This is a genomic window from Myroides albus (assembly GCF_009711045.1).
Classification (GTDB): Bacteria; Bacteroidota; Bacteroidia; order Flavobacteriales; family Flavobacteriaceae; genus Flavobacterium; species Flavobacterium album_A.
In genome coordinates this window covers 1-6,622 of sequence record NZ_WMJX01000075.1, presented here as the reverse complement: position 1 = coordinate 6,622, position 6,622 = coordinate 1, and the positions used below count along the sequence as shown (strand labels likewise).

Sequence of the window (6,622 nt, the reverse complement as noted above, 5' to 3'; positions counted from 1 at the left end):
CGAATTTAGAGGTGTCCTAAAAAAGGGAAGCCTACAATATATTCATTTTTTTAACGATTAATATTACTATATATGAAATAAAAAGGGAGCTAATATAAGCTCCCTTTTAGTTATTAACTAATTGTAAATTAGAAAACCAATCTAAGTATATTTTAGACACTAATACAGTTGCGTTAAATATTAGATCTAATTACTTTTATTAAAATTTACATATTAGAAATATAACAGTTGTTTATGAATTGCAAATGTAATAAAAAAAACGAATATAATGTGTTTTTTATACCATATTTTTCTAAAAGATTAATATAAAAGTATTTTTTATCAGAATTGTAAAGATTTAAACTAAAAATGGTTATTCAGTCTTTTTTAATAATTTATCTATTGTATCTGTATAGGATTTTTTATCATTACTATGATCTTTTAAAAATAAATACAAAGTTTCTACATGAGAACCCATATCATTGACAGATTTTATATTATTTTCTATACTATATAATTGCACATAATTTGAAATAGTGCTCATAACAACATTTAGTTGTTTTTCATCCTTAAATTTAACTTTCATATTGAATTTTTACACAAAAATAATTATAATCTTTGTAGATGGTTTAAAATTAAATATTTTTAACATTTTTGATGTTTAAAGTGTTAAATAATGTAGGATATTCATTATTAATCTGCTTACTTATCTCTAAAAATAAGCCGTTAATCTGAGACCTGTCGATAGATAGTGTAAGTCAGCCTTATTGGACTCAAATTTATTATTTGAAGAATTAAGCTGAGGATTTCCTGGTGTATATTTAATGGTAGGCTTAGTAGTAGAATAATCTGCGTATAAAGATAATCCTAATTGATCGGTTATATTGTAGGTAAAAGCTGTACCTGTTGACCAACGAAAAGAACTATGAGGTTTATAAGAGCTAATAGTCATGTTATCTAGAATGTTAACTGGTAGAAATATATCTGTGTCATTTTGTTTGGCTTCAATTTTACCAGAGGCCCCAAAAGAATACCCTATTGTAGCTTTTAACATCATATTAAATTTAGAAGAAAAATGAAACGCATAATAGGGACCAATACCAGCATTCATGAAACCAAGTGCAGAATTTACGGTAGAAAGATTATACTGTTCAAAAGTATCAGAAGCTTCCAGTTTGTTTGTATTATTTTGTGCTAAAGGATATCCTGATATGGTAAACTCTCCTCCAATCCCTATTGATTTTGTGAAAAAATAAGCGCCTTCAAAGCCTGCTTCCCAACCAATTTTAGCCTCAGGTCCATCGTTATGAAACTTAAGTATGTTATTACTATTAAAACTAGCTCCTAATCTAACTGCTAAGAAAGAAGGGGTTTCATTGCCTTCAATTTTAGATAAGAAACTCAGATTATCTCCTTTATTACCGTATATTTTATCAATGAAAAAGTAAGCCAAATTAGTGGAAAGAATTCCAAAACCAGCACCTGCTAGAATATCAGGTGACCAGTGTCTATTATTCATGCTACGACCTACCCCTGTCATGATGGCCATTCCGTAACCTGTGATAGAATAAGAAGGATTAACCAATCCATATTCTTTATCTAAAAATGCAGCATTGGCAAAAGCAGTTGCTGCGTGACCAGATGGCCATGAATTAGCAGTACTTCCATCGGGTCTCATTACTTTGGTTGAGTATTTTAAACTGTTTACAAAAATTCCAGTAATTAGCATGCTTCCAGCATAATTGTACACGCTTCGCCTTATATTATTTCTACCTTTAACCCCAGATGCTTTTAAACCAAAAGCTAAAGCTCCAGGAGCATATTGTAGATAATCATCAAAAGTATTGGCAAATTCGGGAATATATTTATTTCTAGTCTCAAGAATATGCTCTCTGCCATTCCAGGTTATAGCTGTCGAGCCAAAAAAAATAGACGGAACGAAAGTTATTTTAACAGATTCACTATTCCAGAATGATTTTGGAAAGATAGAATCAGATACTTTATAGTTAGTATAATTCTTCTTATAGGCAGAACCAAGATCCTCTTGAAAAGCATGGGCTATCGAAGTTGTGAATAGAAGTGATAAAAAATACAAGGCTTTTATTTTTTTCATATCGAATTCATTTTTGTTTGTATAGGATTATAATTATGTTTTTATATGAATATACACTTATAGTCATGTTTAAAGCTTACTCATTTTTTGTCTAGTATTTTTTTGTTAAGGTGTATCCATTGCTATTATTTATTACAAGGAAATGGATATTATAAAAGTATGTGTTTTATAATATCCTTTTAGGATAATAAATGTTAAAAACGAGGTTTTTTTTATTGTAGTAATGTTTTTAGTGTTTATTTTTGGTTCAAATTAATTAAAACATTAATAATAATAAAAGATGAAAAGAAGTTTATTAAAATTTTTAGCAGTAGGTTTTTTGGTATCGTTGTCAATTGCAAGTTTTTCTTGTTCTAGTGATGATTCTAAAAACGAAATTATTACAAAGAAAGAATCAGGGGCTAAAATATTATCAAATCACGTATGGATTACCTCAAAAATAGTGGATAATAAAGGTAACGATATTAGCTTAGATATTATGCCAGGTGCTATGTATGCAGGATATGCTTATTATAACACCAATGGAACTTTTAGAATTGTGGATTTTAACGATGGTCATAAAATGTTTGGTTTATGGAGTTTAACGGATAATGATTCTAAACGCAATTTAAAGGCGTATAACTCAAAAAATGAAATAGCTTTTGAACGTTCCGTAGATATAATAGAATTGAATAATAAAAAGTTTACCTACTCGATTGCAGATGTAAATAGTCCAGATATTATTTATAGTGTTGAACATATTCCTGTTACTAATCACCCTGAACCAAATACTCCAGCTGAAATTTTATCAAGTGTAGAATGGAAAACTACTAAGGTTTTGGATATTACAAACGGGATAGATAAAGCTATAGAGTTAGATAGAACTGTGCCTCCAGCCTCAAATTTTTCTGGCGATGCATATTATATAAATAATAGTGGCAGAGCATATTTTCCGAAAAACAAGGATAATAAGTATGTTAATGGTAGTTTTCTAATAACAGCTTATGGGGATAAATCAGCTGTTCGCTCTCAAGGTGATTGGTATGTTTCATTAGATGGTAAGACTAGAACTTTAATTGGGAGAGCAGCAGATGGATCTATTACATTTGAAAGAACAGTAGATATTTTTGAATTAACAAATGATAAATTCACCTATGATATACAAGTTGAACAAACTTTGTTAAGGGTGGAGCATGAGCCTATCAATTAATTAGTTATTTGTATTTTTTCCAATTAAGCAAAAAGACGTCCTCAACTATTATTAACTTGTTGGGGATGTCTGCTTTTTTTGGCGTATTCGTTTTAAATTGATTCTGCTAAAATAGATAATAATAGCGTTGTTCCTTTATTCGATTCAGATTCAATTTTTAACTTAGCTGATATATTGTCTGCTCTTTCTTTTATATTTTTAAGTCCAATACCATGATTGGAATTATACTTCATGCCTAAACCATTATCTTTAATACTAAAAATAATGTAGTTATTTTCAAAAGCAACATGGAGTTTACATTTACTAGCATTAGCGTGTTTATTCACATTTTGAAAACACTCTTGAATAATTAGATAAATATTAATTTTTTGATGGTTAGTTAAATATTCAAGATTAATATTGCACTCAAAACTATAGTCAGTTTTATTTTCATTATTTTGTTTGTTGACTAATTCATTTAGAAGCTTTTCAAATGATTTGTTTTGCAAAACATCGTGGTATGCGAATGAATGAGATATATTTCGTATAACATGTTCTAGATGTATAAGTTCTTTAATTAAACTATTTTTTAATTCTTCATTAGGAATTTGTAATAGTTGTGTATTAAAGCGAAGAGTAAAAATGCTATTAACCACTCCATCATGTAAATCTCTAGCAATACGATTACGTTCTTTTAAAATAGTCTGATTCTCAATGTTTTCTTTTTCTAGTATTAAATTTAAGATTTGTTCATTTTTTTGTTGTTTATCATTAGCATAAATTAATTCCCTATTTTTAATTCGCAGTCTCACTACAATGAAAATAAAAATAAAACTAATTATAACACTTGTTATGATGAAATACAATAAAATAACGCGTTGTTTTAGTATTGAGTTTTCTTGTTCTAATATAAAAGTGTCAAATTCAATTTTTGTAAAACTTTTTACTATTTTATTCTGTTGCTCTTCCATAAAGTAAGATGTATTAACTAGTTCAGCAATTAATTCCTGTGTTTCATAGGTAGGATGAGCTTCTAACAATTGTTGTATTACTTCTTTTTTTTGTTTGTAAAACTTATTTTTATCTGCTAATTCATAAGCCTTTAGTAACCAGTTCAAGGATTGATAAGTTTGGTTTTGTTCTCTGTATAATTCTGCTATATAAGTGGATAATGATATGGCGTAAAAAGGATGGTTTAATTCTATGTATGTGTTATAAGAGTCTATTAAATCATTTACAATATTTTTCTGCAATCCTTGTTGATATAATATTTTGTGGTAAGACCAGTTTAAATGCGCTTGTATTTGATTTGCTTTTATATTTTTAGCGTTGTCTAATCCTTCTAAACAAAAATCCTTAGCCTTTGATAATTGACCTAAATCAATATAGTTTAAAGCTATGTTTAAACACAAATTAGCAAATGCAAGATTGAATTTTTCTTTTGGTAAAATAGTATATATTCCTTTATCCTTTTTTAATTGATAATAGATTTGTTCTAATACAATTAACCCCTGTATTATATCTTTATCTGTTTCTTTTTTGTAAAATGTTTTTAGCTGATTCGCTTCTATATTTATTGGGTTTTTTGGATCTTTTTTTAAAATATTTAATGCGAAATCAAGCTTCGATTCTGATTCCTGATACAAATCTACTTCATAGAGTAAACGAGCTTGATAATAAATATTTTCAGCTAAGGCTATACTATCTTTACTTTCTTTATATAAATGTTCTGCCTTAAGATAATAGGTATAAACACTATCTAATTGTTGTTCATCATGATAATAAACGGCCATATTTTCATAAAGGTGTGCCAATCTAGAAATATCATATTGTTCTTTAGCTTGTTGTTCGGCAGTTTTTACTAGTTTAAAAAAGAGTTCTGTATTACTACTCCAACGTAACTTTGAAATTAAGCTATCTATTTGTTTATTCTTTTTCTTACTTTGGTCTGATTGTAGAATTTCGTAACCTGCTTTACTGTATTTATTGGCAATACTATCTTTTTGAATTTGAGTACGTTTGTATGCATATAGATTATCTAGGTCTGTTTGATGTATAGTTTGTTTACGATTGCATCCAAATAGAAAAAAGAAAATAAATACAATAGGTAATATATATATGAATGATGGTTTCGCTTTATGTATAAACATTAATGTGAAGCTAGAAAGTTTCGAAAATGTACAGTATATAAACGAAAGACTAAAAAAGAAGAATAAATGCTCCATCATTATGTAAATAAATTGGCTAAAATAAAGAAACAAATATAAAGGTTTTCATTTGTATCCTCCTTAGATAAAATTAAAGGATTATGATGATAAAAAAACAGACGCTATCCATTCTATAAAATACAGAACAACTTTCCAACGCAAACATACTTAATCAATACAATAAACAATTTAGTATTTTAAATGTTGAATTAATTGCAAATTCCAATAGTGAATCAATTAAAAAATCAGAAGATGTATTTATCAATCAATTGAATACATTATTAACGAATCACAATTAAATCATAGCCTAGGAATATACTAGTGATCAACTAGAAAGAACTACTTAACTGTTTTTTAGTTGAATCAATGAATACTATTTGTTTTTTATAGAAGAAGGAGAAAATCCAAAATGTTTCTTGAATACCTTGCTAAAGTAAACAGCATCTTCAAAACCAACTGCCCAAGCAACATCAGCAACACTTCCTCCATTTTTCAACAATGCACAAGCCTTTTCAAGGCGAATATTTCGAATGTAATCCGCAGGCGTTTTTCCCGTGATGGTTTTCAGTTTACGAGTGAGTTGACTAACGGATAGAAATATACCTTCTGCTAAAGTATTTACGCTAAATTGCGGATTAGAAATATTGGTTTCTACCATTACAGTTACATCGTCAACGAATTTTCGATCGCGGCTATTCAATTCGGGTGTTTCTTCTGCTGTTGGAAGATTATTTCCATTGAATTTCTTTCGAAGTAATGCTTTAAAAGCTAAAATGTTTTTTACACGGAGTTTGAGTTCCTGGAGTGAAAACGGTTTGGTTAGGTAATCATCTGCTCCAGTTTCTAACCCAATTAGCTTGTCTTTTTGTTCTGCTTTTGCCGTAAGCAACATAATTGGAATATGAGAAGTGGCTATATTGTTTTTGAGTGTTTCACACAATTCAAGTCCATCTGTATCTGGCATCATCACATCACTAATAATTAAATCGGGAAGTAATTCTTTTGCGAGTCTTATTCCATCCGTACCATTTGACGCTTCCTCATAGCGGTATTGGCTACCTAGATTCTGAACGATGAAAGAACGAAGTTCTGGTTGATCTTCTATAATAAGCAATAAGTGTAAATCGTCAGCAAAAAGTGGACAATTAAGATACT

At 28.9% G+C, this 6,622-nt stretch carries 5 protein-coding genes; 1 reads left to right on the top strand and 4 read right to left on the bottom strand.

Features of this window, described 5'->3' with window-relative positions:
* Window positions 1-352: 352 nt before the first annotated feature.
* Both GJV76_RS14935 and GJV76_RS14930 read right to left on the bottom strand, forming a co-directional pair.
* Window positions 353-565, bottom strand: coding sequence for a hypothetical protein (locus tag GJV76_RS14935; protein WP_155093388.1), 213 nt, complete (start codon window positions 563-565; stop codon window positions 353-355).
* A 126-nt stretch (window positions 566-691) separates the two neighbouring features.
* The gene (locus GJV76_RS14930) at window positions 692-2,092 is read right to left on the bottom strand and encodes a phosphatase PAP2 family protein (RefSeq protein ID WP_155093387.1); all 1,401 of its coding nucleotides are present in this window, start codon (window positions 2,090-2,092) and stop codon (window positions 692-694) included.
* Between the two features lie 280 nt (window positions 2,093-2,372).
* On the opposite strand from GJV76_RS14930, the gene GJV76_RS14925 reads away from it, so the two are divergent.
* Window positions 2,373-3,281, top strand: coding sequence for a DUF4822 domain-containing protein (locus tag GJV76_RS14925; protein ID WP_155093386.1), 909 nt, complete (start codon window positions 2,373-2,375; stop codon window positions 3,279-3,281).
* 92 nt (window positions 3,282-3,373) lie between these two features.
* Here the strand turns inward: GJV76_RS14925 and GJV76_RS14920 are convergent, their stop codons facing one another.
* Entirely contained in the window at window positions 3,374-5,410 is a 2,037-nt protein-coding gene (locus GJV76_RS14920) for a sensor histidine kinase (protein WP_196216242.1), read from the bottom strand.
* A gap of 430 nt (window positions 5,411-5,840) precedes the next feature.
* Window positions 5,841-6,622, bottom strand: a 782-nt coding sequence (locus tag GJV76_RS14915) for a response regulator transcription factor (RefSeq protein WP_155093384.1), incomplete at its 5' end; no start/stop codon positions are given.

Excerpts from the sequence above, each read along its gene's own strand:
- GJV76_RS14935 (WP_155093388.1), bottom strand. The coding sequence starts at position 565 with ATGAAAGTTAAATTTAAGGATGAAAAACAACTAAATGTTGTTATGAGC.
- GJV76_RS14930 (WP_155093387.1), bottom strand. The coding sequence starts at position 2,092 with ATGAAAAAAATAAAAGCCTTGTATTTTTTATCACTTCTATTCACAACT.
- GJV76_RS14925 (WP_155093386.1), top strand. The coding sequence starts at position 2,373 with ATGAAAAGAAGTTTATTAAAATTTTTAGCAGTAGGTTTTTTGGTATCG.
- GJV76_RS14920 (WP_196216242.1), bottom strand. The coding sequence starts at position 5,410 with ATGTTTATACATAAAGCGAAACCATCATTCATATATATATTACCTATT.